This is a genomic window from Pseudomonas sp. Tof1 (assembly GCF_055390395.1).
Genome location: NZ_AP024344.1, coordinates 6,823,596 through 6,843,754, shown reverse-complemented (window position 1 = coordinate 6,843,754; position 20,159 = coordinate 6,823,596). Strand labels below are relative to the sequence as shown.

14 protein-coding genes and 1 pseudogene are annotated in these 20,159 nt (G+C 66.6%); 7 read left to right on the top strand and 8 right to left on the bottom strand.

The window, feature by feature from the left end; all coding sequences use genetic code 11:
* Positions 1-133: 133 nt before the first annotated feature.
* The 8 genes from tssH to tssA form a co-directional block, all read right to left on the bottom strand.
* On the bottom strand, positions 134-2,815 hold the full coding sequence (tssH, locus tag ACZ5KU_RS30910) for a type VI secretion system ATPase TssH (RefSeq protein WP_464736664.1): 2,682 nt from the start codon (positions 2,813-2,815) through the stop codon (positions 134-136).
* On the bottom strand, positions 2,808-3,860 hold the full coding sequence (gene tssG / locus ACZ5KU_RS30905) for a type VI secretion system baseplate subunit TssG (RefSeq protein WP_273819921.1): 1,053 nt from the start codon (positions 3,858-3,860) through the stop codon (positions 2,808-2,810). The genes tssH and tssG overlap by 8 nt, the downstream gene beginning before the upstream one ends.
* Positions 3,824-5,683 (bottom strand): type VI secretion system baseplate subunit TssF, encoded by a 1,860-nt coding sequence (tssF, locus tag ACZ5KU_RS30900; protein ID WP_054063478.1) that lies wholly within the window; start codon positions 5,681-5,683, stop codon positions 3,824-3,826. Before tssF ends, tssG begins: the two co-directional genes overlap by 37 nt.
* On the bottom strand, positions 5,680-6,204 hold the full coding sequence (gene tssE, locus ACZ5KU_RS30895) for a type VI secretion system baseplate subunit TssE (protein ID WP_301600297.1): 525 nt from the start codon (positions 6,202-6,204) through the stop codon (positions 5,680-5,682). The genes tssF and tssE overlap by 4 nt, the downstream gene beginning before the upstream one ends.
* Positions 6,205-6,352: 148 nt before the next feature.
* On the bottom strand, positions 6,353-6,841 hold the full coding sequence (locus ACZ5KU_RS30890) for an Hcp family type VI secretion system effector (RefSeq protein ID WP_054058362.1): 489 nt from the start codon (positions 6,839-6,841) through the stop codon (positions 6,353-6,355).
* A gap of 134 nt (positions 6,842-6,975) precedes the next feature.
* Positions 6,976-8,469 (bottom strand): type VI secretion system contractile sheath large subunit, encoded by a 1,494-nt coding sequence (gene tssC, locus ACZ5KU_RS30885; protein WP_054058363.1) that lies wholly within the window; start codon positions 8,467-8,469, stop codon positions 6,976-6,978.
* A 15-nt stretch (positions 8,470-8,484) separates the two neighbouring features.
* Positions 8,485-9,000 carry a type VI secretion system contractile sheath small subunit gene (gene tssB, locus ACZ5KU_RS30880; RefSeq protein ID WP_054058364.1) on the bottom strand — a complete coding sequence of 172 codons (516 nt, stop codon included), beginning with the start codon at positions 8,998-9,000 and terminating at the stop codon, positions 8,485-8,487.
* A gap of 81 nt (positions 9,001-9,081) precedes the next feature.
* Entirely contained in the window at positions 9,082-10,107 is a 1,026-nt protein-coding gene (gene tssA, locus ACZ5KU_RS30875; RefSeq protein WP_464737446.1) for a type VI secretion system protein TssA, read from the bottom strand.
* 393 nt (positions 10,108-10,500) lie between these two features.
* On the opposite strand from tssA, the gene tagH reads away from it, so the two are divergent.
* From tagH to ACZ5KU_RS30840, 7 genes and pseudogenes are all read left to right on the top strand, one after another.
* Positions 10,501-11,973: a type VI secretion system-associated FHA domain protein TagH gene (gene tagH, locus ACZ5KU_RS30870; RefSeq protein WP_416771034.1), complete on the top strand. Its 1,473-nt coding sequence runs from the start codon at positions 10,501-10,503 to the stop codon at positions 11,971-11,973.
* Positions 11,974-12,109: 136 nt separating this feature from the next.
* Positions 12,110-12,606 (top strand): annotated as a pseudogene (gene tssJ, locus ACZ5KU_RS30865) (type VI secretion system lipoprotein TssJ).
* A 15-nt stretch (positions 12,607-12,621) separates the two neighbouring features.
* Complete coding sequence (gene tssK, locus ACZ5KU_RS30860) at positions 12,622-13,956, top strand: type VI secretion system baseplate subunit TssK (protein WP_054063480.1); 1,335 nt, start codon at positions 12,622-12,624, stop codon at positions 13,954-13,956.
* Between the two features lie 6 nt (positions 13,957-13,962).
* Positions 13,963-15,276, top strand: a complete 1,314-nt coding sequence (locus tag ACZ5KU_RS30855) for a DotU family type VI secretion system protein (RefSeq protein ID WP_464736663.1) — start codon at positions 13,963-13,965, stop codon at positions 15,274-15,276.
* Positions 15,273-18,776 carry a type VI secretion system membrane subunit TssM gene (gene tssM, locus ACZ5KU_RS30850; protein WP_273819926.1) on the top strand — a complete coding sequence of 1,168 codons (3,504 nt, stop codon included), beginning with the start codon at positions 15,273-15,275 and terminating at the stop codon, positions 18,774-18,776. Before ACZ5KU_RS30855 ends, tssM begins: the two co-directional genes overlap by 4 nt.
* Complete coding sequence (gene tagF, locus ACZ5KU_RS30845; protein WP_054063483.1) at positions 18,773-19,426, top strand: type VI secretion system-associated protein TagF; 654 nt, start codon at positions 18,773-18,775, stop codon at positions 19,424-19,426. The genes tssM and tagF overlap by 4 nt, the downstream gene beginning before the upstream one ends.
* The gene (locus ACZ5KU_RS30840) at positions 19,427-20,155 is read left to right on the top strand and encodes a PP2C family protein-serine/threonine phosphatase (protein ID WP_054063484.1); all 729 of its coding nucleotides are present in this window, start codon (positions 19,427-19,429) and stop codon (positions 20,153-20,155) included.
* The last annotated feature ends 4 nt before the right edge of the window (positions 20,156-20,159 follow it).

The window sequence follows — 20,159 nt, the reverse complement described above, 5'->3', positions numbered from 1 at the left end:
TATCTCTGGGTGTTGTGGCGTCTGGGCGGGCGCTTTCGCGGGCAAGCCACGCTCCTACACGTGTTGCGTCGTACACGTGCTCTGTGTGCGACGCTGACCTGTAGGAGCCGGGCTTGCCCGCGAAGAGGCCTTCTCAGGCTTCCACGTCGCTGAACTGGTAGTGCAATTCGTTATCCCGCACGCTGATCCTCACACCCGCCAGCGGCTTGCCTTCGAGCATGCGCGTGAGGAACTCGCGGCTCATGTCCGGCAGCAGGCTGTTGGTCAGGATCGCATCGATCATCCGTCCGCCGCTCTCGGTCTCGGTGCAGCGCGAGACGATCAGGTCGACCACCTCGTCGTCGAAGTCGAAGGCGACCTTGTGGGTGCTTTCCACGCGCTTCTTGATGCGCCCCAGCTGCAGGCGGGTGATCGCCTTGAGCATGATGTCGCTGAGCGGGTAGTACGGAATGGTCACCAGGCGGCCGAGCAGCGCCGGCGGGAAAATCTCCAGCAGCGGCTGGCGCAGGGCCTTGGCGATGTCCTCGGGGTCGGGGACGTTGCCGGCGTCCTTGCACAGGTGCGCGATCAGCTCGGTACCGGCGTTGGTGGTGAGCAGGATCAGGGTGTTCTTGAAGTCGATCAGCCGGCCTTCGCCGTCTTCCATCACGCCCTTGTCGAACACCTGGAAGAAGATCTCGTGCACGTCCGGGTGGGCCTTCTCCACCTCGTCCAGCAGCACCACGCTGTAGGGCTTGCGCCGAACCGCTTCGGTCAGCACGCCGCCTTCGCCGTAGCCGACGTAGCCGGGCGGGGCACCCTTGAGGGTGGAGACGGTGTGGGCTTCCTGGAACTCGCTCATGTTGATGGTGATGACATTCTGCTCGCCACCGTACATGGCCTCGGCCAGGGCCAGGGCGGTTTCGGTCTTGCCCACGCCGGAGGTGCCGGCGAGCATGAACACGCCGATCGGCTTGCTCGGGTTGTCGAGGCCGGCGCGGGAGGTCTGGATGCGCTTGGCGATCATGCTCAGGGCATGATCCTGGCCGATGATGCGCTTGCTCAGGTGCTGGTCGAGGTTGAGCACGGTTTCCAGCTCGTTGCGGGCCATGCGGCCCACCGGGATACCGGTCCAGTCGGCGACCACCGAGGCCACCGCCTGGTAGTCCACGGTCGGCAGGATCAGCGGGCTCTCGCCCTGCAGGTCGCTGAGGCGCCGTTGCAGGTCGATCAGTTTCTCGCGCAGGGCATGGCCCTGTTCGCCGCCGACATCGCTGTCCACCACGCCGGTGCTTTCACGCAGCTCGGCCCGGGTGGCGAGCAGTTCGTCGACCAGGCTCTTCTCCTCGGTCCAGCGGCTTTCCAGTTCGGCCAGGCGCTCGCGCTCGCTGGCGAGCCGTTCTTCGCTGGCGTTCCGGCGGCTGGCGGTGTCGATGCCGATGGCATGTTCGCGGGCGATGATCTGCAGCTCGGTCTCCAGCGCCTCGATACGCCGCCGGCTGTCGTCGACCTCGGCCGGTACCGCGTGCAGGCTGATGGCGACCCGCGCGCAGGCCGTGTCGAGCAGGCTGACGGACTTGTCCGGCAGTTGCCGCGCCGGGATGTAGCGATGGGACAGCTTGACCGAGGCCTCCAGGGCTTCGTCGAGGATCTGCACCTGGTGATGTTTTTCCATGGTCGAGGCGACGCCGCGCATCATCAGCAGCGCCTTGTCTTCCGACGGTTCCGGTACCTGCACCACCTGGAAGCGGCGGGTCAGGGCCGGGTCTTTCTCGATGTGCTTCTTGTACTCGGCCCAGGTGGTCGCGGCCACGGTGCGCAGGCTGCCGCGGGCCAGCGCCGGCTTGAGCAGGTTGGCCGCGTCACCGGTACCGGCGGCGCCACCGGCACCGACCAGGGTGTGGGCTTCGTCGATGAACAGGATGATCGGCTTGGGCGAGGCCTGGACGTCCTCGATGACCTGGCGCAGGCGCTGTTCGAACTCGCCCTTCATGCTCGCGCCGGCCTGCAGCAGGCCGACGTCGAGGCTGCGCAGTTCGACGTCCTTGAGCGACGGCGGTACGTCGCCGGCGACGATACGCAGGGCGAAACCCTCGACCACCGCGGTCTTGCCGACCCCGGCTTCGCCGGTGAGGATCGGGTTGTTCTGGCGGCGGCGCATGAGGATGTCCACCAACTGGCGGATCTCCTCGTCACGGCCGACGATCGGGTCGAGCTTGCCGCTGCGGGCCTGTTCGGTCAGGTCGACGGTGAAGCGCTTGAGCGCCTCCTGCTTGCCCATGGCGCTCGGCGCGATGGCACCGCTGGCTTCGCCCGGCGTGGCGCCGGCATTGAAGCCGTCGCTGGCGCCCAGGTTGTTCTCCGGCGAATCACCGACGTACTCGTCGAAACGCTCGCTCAGGGCCTCGGCCTTGATCTTGTCGAACTCCGACGACAGCCCCAGCAGCGCATGGCGCAGGCTCGGGGTCTTGAGGATGCCGAGCACCAGGTAGCCGGTGCGCACCTGGCTTTCGCCGAACATCAGGCTGCCGTAGACCCAGCCGCGTTCCACCGCTTCCTCGACGTGGGAGGACAGGTCGGTGATCGAGGTCGAGCCGCGCGGCAGGCGGTCCAGCGCCTCGGTCAGGTCACGGGCCAGGCGCGCCGGCTCGATGTTGAACTGGCGCACCAGGCGGTGCAGGTCCGAGTCCTGCAACTGCAGCAACTGGTGGAACCAGTGGGCGAGTTCCACATAGGGGTTGCCCCGCAGCTTGCAGAACACCGTGGCGGCTTCGATGGCCTTGTAGGCGACGCTGTTGAGTTTGCCGAACAGCGCGGCGCGACTGATTTCACCCATGCTCTGTGCTCCTTGAGTGGTGGGCTGGTGTGGCGTGTTCGGCGTAATGCCGGGCCAGGATCAGGTCCCTGGCGTCCTCTTCGGGTTGGCCGACCCAGGTGTTGAAACCCAGGCGGAATTGGCCGTTGAGTTGCAGCCGGGGGACTTCGGGCTGTTCCAGGACCAGGTTGAGGTCCCAGTCCAGCTCGTGTCCCAGGTATTCGGCGACCCACGCCACCAGGTGGTGGAAGGATTCGCCATCGGGCAGCAGGCTCATGTATTCGTCGAGCTTCAGCGGGCCGAAGCGGATGCGGAACTTGTGCTGGCGGTCCCACACGTGGCGGCCGAGGCAGAAGTCCACGCCGAGCTGGTTGGCGGTGACGCCGAGACGGCTGCGTTCCGGCAACTCCAGCCACTGGCCGACGTATTCCTCGATCTCCACCGGCAGGCCGAAGTACTCGCCGAGAATGGCTTTCAGGCCGTCCGGGTAGCGGGTCTGGGCGGCGAGGTGGCCGCTGAAGTGCAGCTTGGCGGTCGGTGGAACCAGGCCCTGGTCGAGCAGGCCGGGCATGCCCCGGCCGCTGAGGGCGGCCAGGCGCCCGGACCAGTAGTCGTCGTCCGGGCGGTCATGGCTGACGGTCGGCCGCGCTTCGGCCCAGGCCCGATAGAACAGGCTCAGCAGGCGGTGGTGGAACACGTCGAGGAAACGCTTGCTGGTGCTGTCGGCGTTGTTGCGCTGGCGCTCGCGCACGTATTCGGTGAGGTGCAGCGGCAACGGGCCGTTGGGGCCGCCGAGGCCGAAGAAGAACTGCTCCAGACGGGCCGGCGCGTTGTCGCTGGCGGGCGTCATCGAGGCCAGGGTCGCCGGGGCGAAGGCGCAGTCCAGCTGTTGACCCAGGCGCAACGGATCATCCGCCAGGCGCAGCGAATGGCCGAAGCGCGGCAGGTGCGGCGATTCGCACTCGATACGCCGCAGCGCCTGGAAGAAGTCGTATTCCCAGGGCTCGGCTTGCATCGCCGTGAGCGTGCTCACAGGGTCGGACGGCGTCCGGGCTTGGCTTTCCATCGCATGATCTCGCCGCGTTCGGTGGTTCGAATCACCGTCTCGGTAAAACTGTTGATCGACACGTAGCGTGCCAGGAAGCGTTCGAACACTGCGCCGAGGAGGAACACCCCGGTGCCGCGGAACGCGTTCTCGTCGAATTCCAGGGTGATCTCCAGGCCGCGCCCGAAGACGATCGGCCCGGGCATCGGCAGCCGCCGGGTACAGGCCTTGCTGCTGACTTCGCGCAGGCCCTCGATCTGCAGTTGCAGGGCGGCATCGTTGCTCTCGCCGTACAGCCGCAGCAGCTCGCGCAGGGCCGCGGCGCCCTGGCCCTGTTCGCTCAGCGACAGGTAGTTCAGCGAGAGCTGGCTGATCAGGCGCCAGGCCTTGTTGTCGTGGGCATGGCTGGCCCGTGGCCGGCTCGGCCCGGCCAGGCAGCGCACCGCCGATACCGGGGCGCTGTCGGCCAGGGTGAAGTCGCTCTTGCCGCTGCCCACGCTCATGAACAGCGGCAGGTCGCGGTTGGTGCACAGCGCGCTGACGCCGAGCTGGCGCAGGTCGTGGCGGTAGGGTGCCTGCTGACTGTCGACCAGGCTGACGAAGGTTTCGCTGCCGATGTAGGTCGAGCGGGTACCCTTGCGCCGCTGCTCGCTGGACAGCACCCGCGGCTCGCGGCGCAGGATGTAGTAGGCCTGGTCGCGGCCGTAGCGCGACGGATCGCGCACGGCGTAGAAGGGCAGGAATGGCTGGTCGGGCCCGGTGCCGTGGCCGGTGACGCCGGTCAGCGAGTGGATCTCGAAATCCATCGGCCGGGTGCGGTCGGCGATCACATGGTGTTCGTTGACCCGTTCGGACAGGTGGATGCGGTCCAGGCGGCGCGGGAACAGGTTGATCGCCGGGGTGCAGAAAGGCACGAACTGGGCGGTGTCGACACTGCTTTCCAGGCTCGGGTCGAAGCGCTCGAACAGCACGATCAGTTCCAGCTCCTGGCCGCTGCAGCGCTTGACCGCCCGGCCCAGCCCGCTGAAGTCGACGAACAGGTAGCGCTGGGGCAGGGCGAAGTATTCCTGCAGCAGGCGATAGCCCTGGAAGGCCTGGGCCACCACCGGCATTGCCGCTTCGCGGTCGTCGAAGCCGCAGGAGCGCAGGGCGTCCTGGGGCAGGCGCTCGACCCAGTCGCCGCCCGGAGCCCGGGCGAAGACCGCGCAGGCATTGCCCAGCAGTTGTTCGTAGAGGCGGAACGGTTGCTCGTCGGCACCATTGAGGTACAGCGGCAGGTTGTCCAGGTCGAGCTGGTTGAAGGGCAGCTCGGCGCCGGTGCGCAGGGTCAGGCGCAGGCCGGCCTTGGCCTTGGGCTCGCTGGCGGCCAGGCGGCCGAGCACGGTTGCCGGGTTGCCGAAGTACTCGGCCTGGCTGACCTGCAGCGGCCACAGCGTCACCGCATGGGCGGTGCGGTACTCGCAGGAGGTCTGGGTGTCCTTGCCGAGGGTCGCGCGCAGCACGCTGTCCCGTGGCAGGGTGAAACCGCTGGCCAGCGAACCCTCGTCGGGATCGGTCTGCAACTGCACCACGGTCATCGACGGCGTCGGTGCCAGGTAGTGCGGGTAGGCGATTTCCAGCAGGTTGTGGGTGAAGGTCGGGTACTCGGCGTCGAGCTTGAGCTGCACACGCGCGGTGAGGTAGGCGAAACCTTCCAGCAGGCGCTCGACATAGGGGTCGGCGCAGTCGATCCCGGACAGCGTCAGGCGCCCGGCGATCTTCGGGTATTCCTTGGCGAACTCGGCGGCACTTTCGCGGACGTGCTGCAGCTCCTGGTTGTAGAGGTCGAGCAGGCGCGGGTTCATGAACGTCTCCGTTGCTCGGCCGGGACCACGCGGACATGGCCGGACTCCAGGTCGAGGTCGGTGCGCAGCAGCAGCGGCAGGGGCGCCGGCAGGGCCCACAGGTCGCCCTCGATCTCGAAGCTCAGGGCGTTGTGGTTCATCTCGCCGTAGGCAACCTGGGCGCGGACCCGCAGGGTGCTGGCCAGGATGCGTGGCTCGAACGTGGCGATGGCCTTGTGGATCAGGCTTTCCAGCGCCGGGATATCGATGCTCGAGGCACTGTAGCCGGCCAGTGCCGGCAGGCCGTAGTTGACCACCGAGGTGCCGGCCGGGGTATGCAGGGTGGCGTCGGCGTCGAGCAGCGAGGTGGTATTGAGCAGCCAGGTCAGGTCACGCAGCACCGAGGCCTTGAGTTGGCTCAGGGACAGCACGCGCTTGTCCGTGCCTTCCTGCGGGTGGCCGGGGTCGTCGTCGGTCAACCGGTCGAGCAGCGACGGTTGCAGGCGTTCGCGCAGGGCGAAGTCGCTGGGCACGCTGCTCATCGTGCGACGTCACAGGAACTGGACGCTGCGGGGCGGCAGCTCCACGGATCGGGAAGCGCAGGCTTGGCCATGCTTGGACACCGGCAATGAATCGAATTCGGGGGTGTTGCGCCAGGTGCCCCGACGCCGGGCGTCGGGGGCACGAGGATCACATCTTGGTGTTCGAGCGGATGTTCCAGCCGAACTTGACCGGGCCGCCCTGCTTGGAACCGTCGGCCTTCTGCTCCTGGTACTCGACCTGGACCTGGGCGAAGTTCAGGGTGACGTTTTCGGTCAGGCGATCATCGCTGCCCGAGCCGCCGGTGCTCAGCGAGGTGATCAGCACTTCGCTCAGGTCGATCTTCATGTACTCGACCTGGCTTTCGCCGCCGGCCTTGCGCACCACCAGGGTGACCTTGTCGACGTGCTTGCCGCTGGCGCAGTGCATCATCAGGTTGGGCGAGGACTTGTCGACGTACTTGGTCAGCGACAGGTCCTGGATGTTGACCTTGCCGGCGCCACCGCCACCGCCCATGTGCATGTTGCCGGACTGGGACATGCCCCAGCTCCAGTTCAGGACGTCGATTTCGTCCTTGTGGGCCTTGTCCATGGACTCGCCCTTGATGTCACCGATCTTGATGAAGATATCAACAGCCATGTTTTCTCCAGTGTGGTCTGCACCACGAGGTTGTTAGCCAGGACCTGCCGTCGATGGCGAGGTCGCCGTTATTACGGGTGACGCCTTCCCCGTATGGGAGCCTGCTCCCATCGGGGAAAACAGCGCCTGTGGGGTTACGCCCCCTTCGCCGATGGCAGCTTCGACACCAGGCGCAGCGACACGGTCAGGCCTTCGAGCTGGTAATGCGGACGCAGGAAGAACTTGGAGGTGTAGTAGCCCGGGTTGCCTTCGACGTCCTCGACCACCACTTCCGCCGCCGCCAGCGGATGCTGGGCCTTGGTGGTTTCGGTGGAGTGGGCCGGGTCGCCGTCGACGTAGTTGAGGATCCAGTCCTGCAACCAGCGCTGCATTTCGTCCTTTTCCTTGAACGAACCGATCTTGTCGCGAACGATGCACTTCAGGTAATGGGCGAAGCGGCAGGTGGCGAACAGGTACGGCAGGCGCGCGGCCAGGTTGGCGTTGGCGGTGGCGTCCGGATCGTCGTACTCGGCCGGTTTCTGCAGCGACTGGGCGCCGATGAACGCGGCGAAATCGGTGTTCTTCTTGTGCAGCAGCGGCATGAAACCGTTCTTCGCCAGTTCCGCTTCACGACGGTCGGAGATGGCGATCTCGGTCGGGCACTTCATGTCCACGCCGCCATCGTCGGTCGGGAAGGTGTGCGCCGGCAGGCCTTCGACCTCGCCGCCGGACTCGACGCCGCGAATCCGCGAGCACCAGCCGTAGTGCTTGAACGAGCGGTTGATGTTCACCGCCATGGCGTAGGCCGCGTTGGCCCAGGTGTACTTGTTGCTGTCGGCGCCGTCGGTGTCTTCCTCGAAGGCGAAGGCCTCCACCGGGTCGGTCTTGGCGCCATAGGGCAGGCGGGCCAGGAACCGCGGCATGGTCAGGCCGATGTAGCGCGAGTCTTCCGATTCACGCAGGGAGCGCCAGCCGGCGTATTCCGGCGTGGTGAAGATCTTGGTCAGGTCGCGCGGGTTCGACAGTTCCTGCCACGAGCCCATGCCCATCACGGTCGGCGAGGCGGCGGAAATGAACGGCGCGTGCATCGCCGCGCAGACCTTGGACAGCTCGCCCAGCAGCTCGACATCCGGTGGCGACTGGTCGAAGTAGTAGTCGCCGACCAGGCAGCCGTAGGGCTCGCCGCCGAACTGGCCGTATTCCTCTTCGTACATCTTCTTGAAGATCGGGCTCTGGTCCCAGGCCGTGCCCTTGAATTTCTTCAGGGTCTTGTGCAGCTCCGGCTTGGAGATGTTCAGCACGCGAATCTTCAGCTGTTCATCGCTTTCGGTGTTGTTGACCAGGTAGTGCAGGCCACGCCAGGCGCTTTCCAGCTGCTGGAACTCGGGGTGGTGGATCACCTGGTTGACCTGGGCGGTGAGCTTGGCGTCGATGGCGGCGATGATCGACTCGATCGACTTGATGGCGTCGTTGGACACCAGGTCGGTCTGCGCCAGGGCCTGCTCGGCCAGGGTGCGCACGGCGCCCTCGACGGCCTCGCGGGCACGCTCGGTCTTGGGTTTGAACTCCTGCATCAGCAGGCTGGCGAATTCGCTGGGTTCGGTGGTGCCGCTTTGCAGAGGCTGATTGTCTTGCTGCAACTGGGTCATGATCGTTCGTCCTGATTAAGCGCTGGGCTCGGAGTCCTGGGGCTTTGGCGCACTGGCCAGGGCCTGGAGCAGCGCCGGATCCTTGATGGCCTTCATGATGATTTCCTCGGCACCGGTCTTGCCGTCCATGTAGGTCAGCAGGTTGGCCAGCTGGGTGCGCGCCTCGAGCAGCTTGTTCAGCGAGTCGACCTTGCGCGCCACGGCGGCGGGGCTGAAGTCGTCCATGCTTTCGAAGGTGATGTCCAGGCTCAGGTTGCCTTCACCGGTCAGCTCGTTCGGCACGTTGAACGCGACCCGCGGTTTCATGGCCTTGAGACGCGAGTCGAAGTTGTCGACGTCGATCTCCAGGAATTTGCGGTCGGCGACGGCGGCCAGCGGCTCGGCGGGTTTGCCGGCCAGGTCGGCCAGCACGCCCATCACGAAAGGCAACTGGACCTTTTTCTCGGCGCCGTAGAGTTCCACGTCGTACTCGATCTGGACCCGTGGCGCGCGATTGCGCGCGATGAATTTCTGAGAACTTTGCTTCGCCACGTTGCTGCTCCTGGTCGCTGTTGCGACGGTGTAGGCGTCATCGGTATAGGCCGTTAACGTAACTGCGCGGAGGGTTCAGGCTTATTCGCCTTCCGGACCACGCAGGTTTTCAAACTGGGACATGCCGTCGGGGATCAGGTTGCGCACGATCGCCTCGAAGTCGGCGTGGACCAGATGCTTCGCCCGGTTCAACAGCACCGGCAGCGGGCTCGAAGGCTCGTGGCGGGTGTAGTAGGCGAGGATCCGGTCGAGGCTGCGCAACACGTCGTCGCGGTTGCCGATCTCGCCGGTGGCACGTGGCGCCGCGACCGCGGGAGCGTCCGCCGACGGGTATTCGCTGCTGTCGCCGGTGCTGTCGGTAGCCTCCGGGGCCGGGGCGGCACCGCCCGGGGCGTATTCGGCGAGCACCTGCAACGCCAGCTTGAGCGGTTGGCGCAGGGCGCTGAGGTCGACCCCCTGGGCCGAGCCGACCTGTTCGGAAACGAAGCGCTCGATGGCTTCCAGCGTGCTGCGGGCCTCGGTGATGGCGTTGCGCACGGCCTCCAGTTCATCCGGGTCGGTATCGCGCAGGGCGCCGCTCAGTTCGTCGGGGCTCAGGCTCTCGTCGGCGAAGCTCAACAGGCCGCTGGCGTTCAGTGCGGCGCGCAGGGTTACGGTGCCGAAGGCCCGCGAGCGGGTCAGCACGCTTTCGCGCAACAACCGCACGTTGGTGTCGCAGGCCAGGCCGGACAAGGCGTTGACCCGCACCGTGGGGTCATTGTCGTCGTCGGCGTCGAGCAAGGGATAGAGTTCGCCCCAGTATTGCTGGAGCAACTGGTGAATCAGTTCGAGGGCGTCGCGCAGGCCGGCGAAGCCTTCGAGGGCCAGGCTGCTTTGCGCCAGGAAATGGGTGATGCGCAGGTCTTTGCTGCGTTGCAGCAGGGCCGTGCTCGATTGCTCGATGACACGCCAGGCGGGCGGTTCTGCCGGTTGCACGGAGTCGCCCATGATGCGCTCGGGTTTACCCTGGGCATCACGTTCCAATTGCAGGAATTGCGCGTCATATTCCAGGTCCTCGCCGCAGGGCGAGTTCGCGGAAACAGCAGCAAGCAACAACGGCAGGTCCAGCAAGTTCGATCTCCTTATCGCCTGGCAAAGTGCCAGCTATTTCCCGAGAAAGTTCCCTCGGGGAAATTCTCATAATTCTCGTGGATATAGGGACTTTGATATCACACGGCCATCATGTATAAACAGGAAGTTGTGCATTTTTGGTGTAGTACTTGGGGCTTGTCAAGGTAAGCTACTCACCCTTTGTTACAGTTGTGACGGGCTCGGCAAGGCCGTCGACTACCGGGTCAGGGCCTGTACGATTGTAGAAAAATTGTGGGTAGAATCTTCCAGTTTCGCCGAAATGGCTGAAAACAATGGGGTTTTACCCCGGGGCCGGAAGGCCCGGACCGCGCTTGCTGCAGGAACACCGCAGCGGGCCGGCTGTGCGTGGAAGTACTGCAAGGAGGCGCAATGTCGCTGTGCTTGACTATTACTAGTTATCACAAGATCACCCCTGGCCAATGTCCCGAAAAGACCATGGACAAGGGCGTGATGGCAATTGGCCGCAGTCCTGAGAATGACTGGGTGCTGCCCGATCCGGAGCGGCTGGTTTCTTCACGACATTGTGTTATCCAATACAGGGAGGGTCGTTACTATCTGACGGATAACAGTACCAATGGCGTGGAACTGGTCAATTCCGGTATCCGCCTGCGCCGGGGCAACAGCGAGCTGTTGCAGGATGGCGAAATCATCCGGATCGGCGAGTATGAAATCCGTGTACGGATCGACTTCAACCTGCAACTGGCCGATTCGCCCCTGTCCGGGGTGGACACCTCCAACAGTTTCGAGGCCCTGATGGGGCGTGCCGCGGCCGCTCCCACGCCGACGCCACAGCCGGCGAGCATCCCGGCGCATTTCCAGGGCGGCTCGGCGATGGACACCTTCCCCGATCTGTTCGACTTCCTGACGCCCGCGAGCGTGCCGCCGGCGACCGTGCCGGATCATGTGCCGGCGCAACAGCATGATTTTCGCCCGCCGACGCCAGTGGCTCCGCCTGCTCCGGTGATTGCGCCGACCCCGCCGATTCCCTCGGCCCCGGTCGCCAGCCCCGGTATGAACATGATTCCGGAAGACTGGGACCTGTTCGGCGATACACCCAAGGCCCCGGTCGGCCAACCGGCGCCGATCCCGGTGGTGATGCCCGATGTCGTTGCTCCGGCACCCCTGGCGGTGGAGCCTGTCCCGGCTCCGGCTCCGGCTCCAGTCGCCGCACCCGAGCCTGCGCCCATCCCCGCACCGCAGCCCGTATCGCAGCCTGCTCCGGTGGCCGCCCCGGTGCCACCGGGAAGCCCGCAGGCCGACCTGCTGCAGGCCTTCCTGCGGGGCGCCGGGCTCGACCAGCTACGCATCGACGGTGCCCAGGTGGAAGCGCAGATGGAGGCGGTCGGCCGCAGCTACCGGCTGATGGTCGAGGGCCTGATCGACGTCCTGCGTGCCCGCAGCAGCCTCAAGGGCGAGTTCCGCATGCAGCAGACGATGATCCGGCCGGTGGAGAACAACCCGCTGAAGTTCGCGCCGAATGCCGATGAGGCGCTGCTGCTTCTGCTGCGCCACGGCAATCAGGCATTCATGGCGCCGGACCAGGCGGTCCGCGACAGCTTCGACGACCTGCGGGCGCACCAGCTGGCGGTCATGGCCGGGGTGGAAGCGGCGATCAAGCATTTGCTCAAGCGTTTCGAGCCGGCCGAACTGGAGGCGCGCATGAGCCGCCCGGGCGGCCTGTCGAACCTGTTCGGCGGTTCGCGCCAGGCGCAGTACTGGCAGCAGTTCACCGAGCTGTATTCGCGGATTTCCCGCGAGGCCGAGGACGACTTCCAGGACCTGTTCGGACGCGAGTTCAGTCGGGCGTACGAGGAACACAGCGCGCGGCTGGGCAGGGGATAGGTTGAGGCGGGTGACGGCCTTGAGGGCGCTTTCGCGGGCAAGCCCGCTCCCACAAGGGCCAGTCCCCGGCAGGTTCTGCAGGCTGAAGGCAACAAACGGATTCAACGGAAAGCCAGACCGTCACTGAGGACGCAGGATGATTCACCGAGTTTTACTGGCAGCGGCCATGACGCTGCTGCTCAATGCGTGCAGCAAGGACGCGGCCGCACCAGCGCCTGCCGATGAGCCGGCGGCCGACAGCGCCACCGCTGTCCTGAACTTTCATGCCATCAGCGGTCTCAACCCCGGCGCCAACGGGGCCCCGGCTCCGGTGCGGGTGCGCATTTTCGAGCTGAAGAACACCGCCAACTTCAATCGAGCCGACTATTTCGCCCTGGCCGAACGGGCCCAGGCGACCCTCGGCGCCGACCTGATCGACCAGGACGAAGTGCTGGTGCAGCCCGGCGAACAGTTGAGCGTCGAGCGGCCGCTCAACCCGCGACCCGCCATGTCGGGCTGGTGGTGGGTTATCGCGAGATCGACCAGGCGTTGTGGCGCAGCGTACTCAGCGTCCAGCCCCGGCAGGTCACCGACTATCAGATCAGCCTCGATGTGCGTGCCGTGCGCAGCGCCGTCGAAGGCTCCGCCCCTTAGGCAAACGGAGAAGCCATGTCCTGGAACAATCGAGTGGTCTGGTCGGAAGGCATGTTCATCGGAACGCAGCACTTCCAGCAGCATGACCGTTACCTGGAAAACCTGATCGACGCCCGCAGCCGTCCGCTGTCCGCCGGTGCCTGGGGGTTCTCCGAACTGTTGATCGACCAGGGCCTGCTGGCCCAGGGCAAGCTGGCCATCGTTTCCGCCAAGGGCCTGCTGCCGGACGGCACGCCGTTCAACATTCCCCACGATGACCTGGCGCCGAGCCCGCTGAGCATCGAGGACAGCCTGCGTGACGGGGTGATCTACCTGGCGCTGCCGCTCAAGCGCGCCGGTGCCCGCGATACCGTGGACGAGGGCGAGGAGCTGGGCGGGGCGCGTTACCTGAGCCAGGTGCGCGAGGTGCGTGACGACAACGCGCCGTTCGAGAACCGGGCGCCGGTGGCCGTCGGTTCCCGGGCCCTGCGCCTGCTGACCGGGGGCGATGGCCTGAGCGACTACGCCGCCATCGGCCTGGTACGGATCAAGGAAAAACGCGCCGACCGCGCCCTGGTGCTGGACGAAAGCTATATCCCGCCGGTGCTCGACGTGGCCGCGAGCAAGCCGCTGGCGGCGTTTCGCAGCGAGCTGCTGGGCCTGCTGCACCAGCGTGGTGAAGCGCTGGCCGGGCGCGTGGTCGCCTCGGGCGCCGGCGGCGCCTCGGAGATCGCCGATTTCATGCTGCTGCAACTGGTCAACCGCGCCGAGCCGCTGATCAGCCACCTGAGCCAGTTGAGCCCGCTGCACCCGGAACGCTTCTACAGCGAACTGGTGAGCCTGGCCGGCGAGTTCTCCACCTTTTCCCAGACCGGCCGGCGCCCGGCCGAGTATCCGCAGTACCAGCACGACGCCCTGGCGCTGAGCTTCGCCCCGGTCATGCAGGCGCTGCGCGAGGCGCTGTCGATGCTGATCGACAGTAAGGCGACGCCGATCCCGATCGTGGAAAAGGCCTACGGCATCCATGTGGCGATGCTGGCCGACAGGACGCTGATCGACAACGCAAGCTTCATCCTGGTCGTACGTGCCGACATCCCCAGCGAAACCCTGCGCGGGCGTTTCGTCCAGCAGAGCAAGATCGGTTCGGTGGAGCACATCCGCGACCTGGTGAACCTGCAACTGCCGGGCATCGGCCTGCTGCCGTTGCCGGTGGCGCCGCGGCAGATCCCGTTCCACGCCGGCTCCACCTACTACGAGCTCGATCGTGGCAGCGAGCACTGGAAGCAACTGATGCACTCCGGCGGCTTCGCGTTCCATGTCGCCGGGGAGTTCCCGGGGTTGAACCTGGCTTTCTGGGCCATCCGAGGATAAGCGGCGATGCACTCCAATGAAGATCCGCTGGGCCAGCCAGCCCCGGTACCCAACGACCGTACCCAGTTCATGCCGCGGCCCGGTGGCCGCGAGCCCCAGGCCGCGCCGAGCGCCCCGCTGTCGATGCCGGCCGCGCCGCTGCCGATTGGCCAGTCCCAGGGCCTGAACCCGCTGGAAAGCGCCGCCGGCCCGTTGCTGGCGCTGCTCACCCGGCTGCGCAACACCATCGCCCATCCGGCCCCGGCCAGCCTGCGGGCGCAGTTGCTGGGTTACCTGCGGCAGTTCGAGGAGCGTGCCGAGGCCGCCGGCGTGGCGCGCAACGAGGTGCTGCTGGCGCGTTATGCGCTGTGCACCGCCCTCGACGAAGCGGTGCTCAGTACCCCATGGGGCAGTACCAGCGAGTGGGGCAAGCAGAGTCTGCTGATCACCGTGCACAACGAGGCCTGGGGCGGCGAGAAGGTGTTCCAGCTGCTCGAACACTGCCTGCAGAGCCCGCGCGAGCGCCTGTACCTGCTGGAGCTCTTGTACCTGTGCATGTGCCTGGGCTTCGAAGGCCGCTACCGGGTCATGAACGACGGCCGCAGCCAGCTGGAGGCGTTGCGTGAGCGCACCGCCGCGACCATCCGCAGTGCCCGTGGCGAATACGAGCGTGAACTGTCGCCGCGCTGGCGCGGCCTGACCGTGGCCCGCGACCGCCTCAGCCAGTTCATGCCGCCCTGGGTCGGCGTGGCGATCGGCCTGGCGCTGCTGCTGGCCCTGCTGTTCGGCCTGCGCATGAAGCTGGCCGCCGACGCCGAGCCGGTGTTCAAGAACATCCATGCCCTGGGCGAGATCCCGGTGCAGACCATCGACCGGCCGGTGGTACAGCCCAAGGTGGTCGAGCGGCCGCGCCTGGCCGGTTTCCTCGCCGAGGAAATCAGGGCTGGCAAGGTCGCGGTGGAGGACAAGGTCGACCGTTCGGTGGTGACCATCCGCGGCGACGAACTGTTCGCCTCGGGCAGCGCCAGCATCGTCGATGACTTCCAGCCGCTGATGCTGCGCATCGCCGATGCGATCCGCAAGGTCAAGGGCCAGGTGCGGGTCACCGGCCACAGCGACAACCGTCCGATCGCCACCCTGCGCTTCCCGTCGAACTGGGCGTTGTCCCAGGCGCGGGCCGAGCAGGTGCTGCAGATCCTCGCGGCGAAGACCGGCCAGCCCGAGCGCTTCAGTGCCGAAGGGCGCAGCGACACCGAGCCGCTGGCGTCGAACGCCACGGCCGAAGGCCGGGCGAAGAATCGCCGGGTGGAAATCACAGTCTTTGCGGAGGGAGTCGAGTGAAGGCTTTTTTCGGTTTTGTCATTCGCTGGGTGATCCCGGTGCTGGGGCTGATCGCCCTGAGCCTGATCATCTGGTTCGTCGGCCCGTTGCTGGAAGTGCTGGTGCCGGAAGGGCGGCGCTGGGCGCTGATCATCCTGATCTTCGCGATCTGGATCGCTTATCGCGTGTTCCGCCTGATCCAGGCCCGCCGCCAGGCGGCGAAGGTCATGCAGAGCCTGGCCGCGGATACGCCGCCGGATGCGGCCAGCGTCGCCACCGCCGAAGAGCTGGCGACCCTGCGCCAACGCATGGACGAGGCCCTGGCCCTGCTGAAAAAGGCCCGGCTCGGTGGCGACGAGCGCCGTAACCTGTACGAGCTGCCGTGGTACGTGATCATCGGCCCGCCCGGTTCGGGCAAGACCACCGCGCTGGTCAACTCCGGCCTGCATTTCCCCCTGGCCGCGCAACTGGGCGCCGGGGCGATCCGCGGTGTCGGCGGTACCCGCAACTGCGACTGGTGGTTCACCGACGAGGCCGTGCTGCTCGATACCGCCGGCCGCTACACCACCCAGGACAGCCATGCCCAGGTGGACAAGGCGGCCTGGCTGGGTTTCCTCGACCTGCTCAAGACCCAGCGTTCGCGCCGGCCGATCGATGGTGCGTTCATCGCCATCAGCCTGTCCGACCTGCTGCTCGGCACCGACGCCGAACGGGCGGCCCATGCCGCGGCGATCCGCGCCCGGATCCAGGAGTTGTACACCCAGCTCGGCGTGCGCTTCCCGATCTACCTGATGCTGACCAAGCTCGACCTGGTGCCGGGTTTCATGGAGTTCTTCGACTCCCTGAGCAAGGAAGAGCGGGCACAGGTGTGGGGCACGACCTTCACCCTGGACGACGGCAAGAACGCCGAAAGCCCGCTGGTGCACTTCAAGGGCGAATTCGCGGCTCTGGAGCAGCGGCTCAACGAGCGCCTGGTGGAGCGTCTGCAGCAGGAGCGCGACCCGGCCCGGCGTGACCTGATCTATGGTTTCCCGCAACAGTTCGGCGCGCTGCGCGAGTGCCTGCAGAGCTTCCTCGACGGTGTGTTCAAGCCCAACGCCTATGAAGACCGCGCGCTGCTGCGCGGGGTGTACTTTACCAGCGGCACCCAGGAAGGCAGCCCGATCGACCGTCTGATCGGTGCCATGGCCCAGAGCATGAGCCTGGACCGCCAGCACCTGGCCCGCCAGAGCGGCACCGGGCGCAGTTACTTCATCGAGAAGCTGTTCACCGCGGTGGCCTTCGCCGAGCGCGGCCTGGTCGGGGTCAACCCCAAGGTCGAGCGGCGGCGCAAGTGGCTGGCCCGTGGCGTACTGGCGGCGACGGTGGCGGTGGTGCTGCTGGTCAGCACCCTGTGGCTGATCAGCTACAAGGCCAACCAGGCCTATATCGCCCAGGTCGACCAGAAGGTCGCACCGCTGGGCCAGAGCGTGCAGAACCTCAGCCCGGCGCAACGCGACGTGCTGGCGGTGCTGCCGCTGCTCAATGCGGTCCGGCACCTGGCCGGCGATGCGCCGGGCTGGTCCGAGGGGCTGGGGCTGTACCAGGGCGACATGCTCGAGGCCGAGTCCGCCAGCGTCTATCGCAAGCTGCTGATCGCGGTGTTCGCGCCACGTCTGGTAACCCGTGTCGAGGAACAGTTGCGCAGTGGGGGCAGCTCGGACTTCCTCTACGAGGGCCTGAAGGCCTATCTGATGCTGGCCGATAACGAGCACTACGACCCGGAGTTCATCAAGGCCTGGATCGCCCTCGACTGGGACCGCAATCTGCCGCGCGACCTGCCGCCGGATCAGCGTCTGGCCCTGGGCGAGCACCTCAAGGCGCTGTTCGACCGGCATCCGCCGAATGCGCGACTGGACGAGCGGCTGATCGATGACCTGCGGCGGCAGTTGCAACAACTGCCGGTGGCGCAACGGGTCTATGACCGGGTCAAGCGCCAGAAGCTGCCGGCCGGAGTCAGTGACTTCCGCATCAGCGACGCCGCCGGCCGCGATGCCGCGCTGGTGTTCAGCCGCAAGAGCGGCAAGCCGCTGAGCGAACCCCTCAGCGGGTTCTTCACCGCCAAGGGCTACCGCGAGGCGTTTCTGCTGGCCAGCCTGAACCAGGCCGGGACCCTGGCGGAAGAGCAGTGGGTGCTGGGCCGCGATCAGGGGGAGCAGCAGAACGTCGCCAGCCTGGCGGCGGATGTGCGCCGGCTGTACTTCCAGGATTACCTGCGCCAGTGGGATGCGCTGCTGGCCGATATCGACTTCGTGCCGATCACCAGCGTGGCCCAGGCGGCCGACGTGCTGCGGGTGATTTCCGGGCCGACCTCGCCATTGAAGAAGCTGCTGGTGGCGGTGGCCAAGGAAACCGACTTGCAGCAGGAAGAGCGCCTGCTGGCGGCCCAGGGCAAGAAGGTCGACAGCGGCGTCGACCAGATCAAGCAGCGCCTGGGCTCGATGCTCGGCCAGGAACAACCGGCCAGCGACGCGCCGGCGGCACCGGCCGAAGACCCGGTCAGCGCGCATTTCGCCGAACTCAATGCGCTGGTCAGCAAGGGCGAGGGCGAGCCGGCAGCCATCGATGGCCTGCTGGCGGACATGAACGCGCTGTATGTGCAGGTCAGCGCCATGGTCGGGGCCAGTGGCGATGCCCTGCTCGGTGAGGCCAAGAACCAGGCCGCGGGTGCCGCCGCCCGGGTCAGCCTGAATGCCGAGCGGCAGCCACCGCTGGTGCAGGGCCTGGTCAAGTCGGTGGTCAGCTCGACCACCAACAGCATGATGGGCGGGGTGCGCAACCAATTGAACGCGGCCTGGGTCAGCGAGGTGGTGAACGTCTACCGGCAGTCCCTCAGCGGGCGTTATCCGTTGTCCCCCGGCAGTTCCCGGGATGCGACCCTCGACGACTTCGGCCAGTTCTTCGGCGTCGGCGGGGTGATGGACAACTACTTCCGCAAGTACCTGCAACCCTATGTCGACACCTCGACGGCGACCTGGCGCTGGCAGCCGGGGGCGGCGCAGAAGCTGGGGATTTCTCCGGGCGTGCTGCAGACCTTCCAGCGCGCCGCGGCGATTCGCGATGCGTTCTTCCGCTCCGGTGGCACCCAGCCGATCGTACGCTTCGAGCTCAAGCCGGTGGCGATGGATGCTTCGATCACCCAGTTCCTGCTCGACCTCGACGGCCAGCAGATCAGCTACGACCACGGCCCGAGCCGCCCGGTGGCGATGCAGTGGCCGAATCCGGGCAGCATCGGCGTGGTGCGCCTGTCGATCTCGCCTCCTTCGGCCACCGGCCGTTCCGGCGTGACCCTGGACGGTCCGTGGGCCTGGTTCCGCCTGCTGGAGCAGTCGGACCTGGTGGCCGGCAACTCGCCGGACCGCTTCAACCTGCGCCTGCGGGTCGATGGTGCGAGCATCTCCTACGAACTGCGCGCCAACAGTGCCTTCAACCCGTTCAAGAGCCGCGTGCTCAGCGGCTTCAGCCTGCCGGAGCGCCTATGACGACAGTCGGTTACTACGGCAAGCTGGCCAGCCGCGGCGATTTCGTCAGCCGTGGACTGCCTCAGGATTTCGTGCAGCCGTGGGACGCCTGGCTGGCGTCCGGGCTGCATGCCAGCCAGCAGCAGTTGGGCAGCGAATGGTTGAACGTGTACCTGGTCAGCCCGCTCTGGCGCTTCGTGCTGGCAGCGGGGGTCTGCGGCCCGGAGGCGGTGGCCGGTGTGCTGATGCCGAGCATCGATCGGGTCGGACGCTACTTTCCGTTGACCATCGCCCAGCCGCTGGATGATGGGCATGCCCTGGCGACGGTGGTCGGCGGTGCCGATGACTGGTTCGAGCGGGCCGAAGCGCTGTTGCTGGCGACCCTGGAGGAGGGCGCCAGTTTCGAGGCGTTCGAACACGGTGTGCAGAACCTCGGCCGGCTGGTGTACGCCAACAAGACGCCGGGCAGCGAGTTCGCCGGTCTGCAGCGCTTTGCCGCGCTCGATGCCCAGAGCCGCGCCCAGGCCCTGGCCGAACAGGCCTGTGTCGGTTCGAGCCTGTGGTGGGGGCGGGGGTCGCAGCGGATCGACGCGGGCCTGATGCGTTGCCAGGGGCTGCCGGCCACCGCCGATTTCGGCAGTTTCCTGCTGGGCAAGGGAGTGGCGAGCTAAATGGCCAATACCCCTGAAATCACCTACAAGTCGGCCAGCTACAGCCATGTCGGCATGGTGCGCCAGATCAACGAGGACGCCTGCCTCGACCTGCCCGATGCCGGCCTGTGGGCCGTGGCCGACGGCATGGGCGGGCATGCGGCGGGCGACTATGTCGCCAGCCTGATCGTCGACACCCTGCGGCGTATTCCGCCGTCGGACTCGCTGGCGATCTACAGCAATGCCCTGCGCACGCGCCTGGCCGAGGTCAACGCGGCGGTTCGCGAAGAGGCCGGCAACCGCGGGGTGTCGATGATGGGCAGCACCGTGGTGCTGCTGGCGGTGCGCGGTGACGCCGCGATCTGCCTGTGGGCCGGTGACAGCCGCCTGTATCGCCTGCGCGATGGCCAGCTGGAGAGCATTTCCCGCGATCACAGCTACGTCCAGGACCTGCAGGACAGCGGCCTGCTCAGTGAAGCCGAGGCACGGGTGCACCCGCGGGCCAATATCGTCACCCGGGCGATTGGCGTCGAGGCGCAACTGGAACTGTCGACGAGCAACTTCCAGGTGCTCCCCGGCGACAGCTTTCTGCTGTGCAGCGACGGCCTGAACAAGACCGCCGAGGACGCGGAGATCCGCGACGTGCTCGCTCATCCGGAACCCTATGCCGTGGTGCGCAGCCTGGTCCACCTGGGCCTGACCCGGGGTGCCCCCGACAACATTACGGCGATCGTCGTCAAAGCCACCTGAAGAC

Bases quoted from the DNA above. Each gene is read 5' to 3' on its own strand.
- tssK (WP_054063480.1), top strand. From the start codon at position 12,622: ATGTCCTGGAACAATCGAGTGGTCTGGTCGGAAGGCATGTTCATCGGA.
- ACZ5KU_RS30855 (WP_464736663.1), top strand. From the start codon at position 13,963: ATGCACTCCAATGAAGATCCGCTGGGCCAGCCAGCCCCGGTACCCAAC.
- ACZ5KU_RS30890 (WP_054058362.1), bottom strand. From the start codon at position 6,841: ATGGCTGTTGATATCTTCATCAAGATCGGTGACATCAAGGGCGAGTCC.
- ACZ5KU_RS30840 (WP_054063484.1), top strand. From the start codon at position 19,427: ATGGCCAATACCCCTGAAATCACCTACAAGTCGGCCAGCTACAGCCAT.
- tagF (WP_054063483.1), top strand. From the start codon at position 18,773: ATGACGACAGTCGGTTACTACGGCAAGCTGGCCAGCCGCGGCGATTTC.
- tagH (WP_416771034.1), top strand. From the start codon at position 10,501: ATGTCGCTGTGCTTGACTATTACTAGTTATCACAAGATCACCCCTGGC.
- tssE (WP_301600297.1), bottom strand. From the start codon at position 6,204: ATGAGCAGCGTGCCCAGCGACTTCGCCCTGCGCGAACGCCTGCAACCG.
- tssC (WP_054058363.1), bottom strand. From the start codon at position 8,469: ATGACCCAGTTGCAGCAAGACAATCAGCCTCTGCAAAGCGGCACCACC.
- tssH (WP_464736664.1), bottom strand. From the start codon at position 2,815: ATGGGTGAAATCAGTCGCGCCGCGCTGTTCGGCAAACTCAACAGCGTC.
- tssF (WP_054063478.1), bottom strand. From the start codon at position 5,683: ATGAACCCGCGCCTGCTCGACCTCTACAACCAGGAGCTGCAGCACGTC.
- tssG (WP_273819921.1), bottom strand. From the start codon at position 3,860: ATGGAAAGCCAAGCCCGGACGCCGTCCGACCCTGTGAGCACGCTCACG.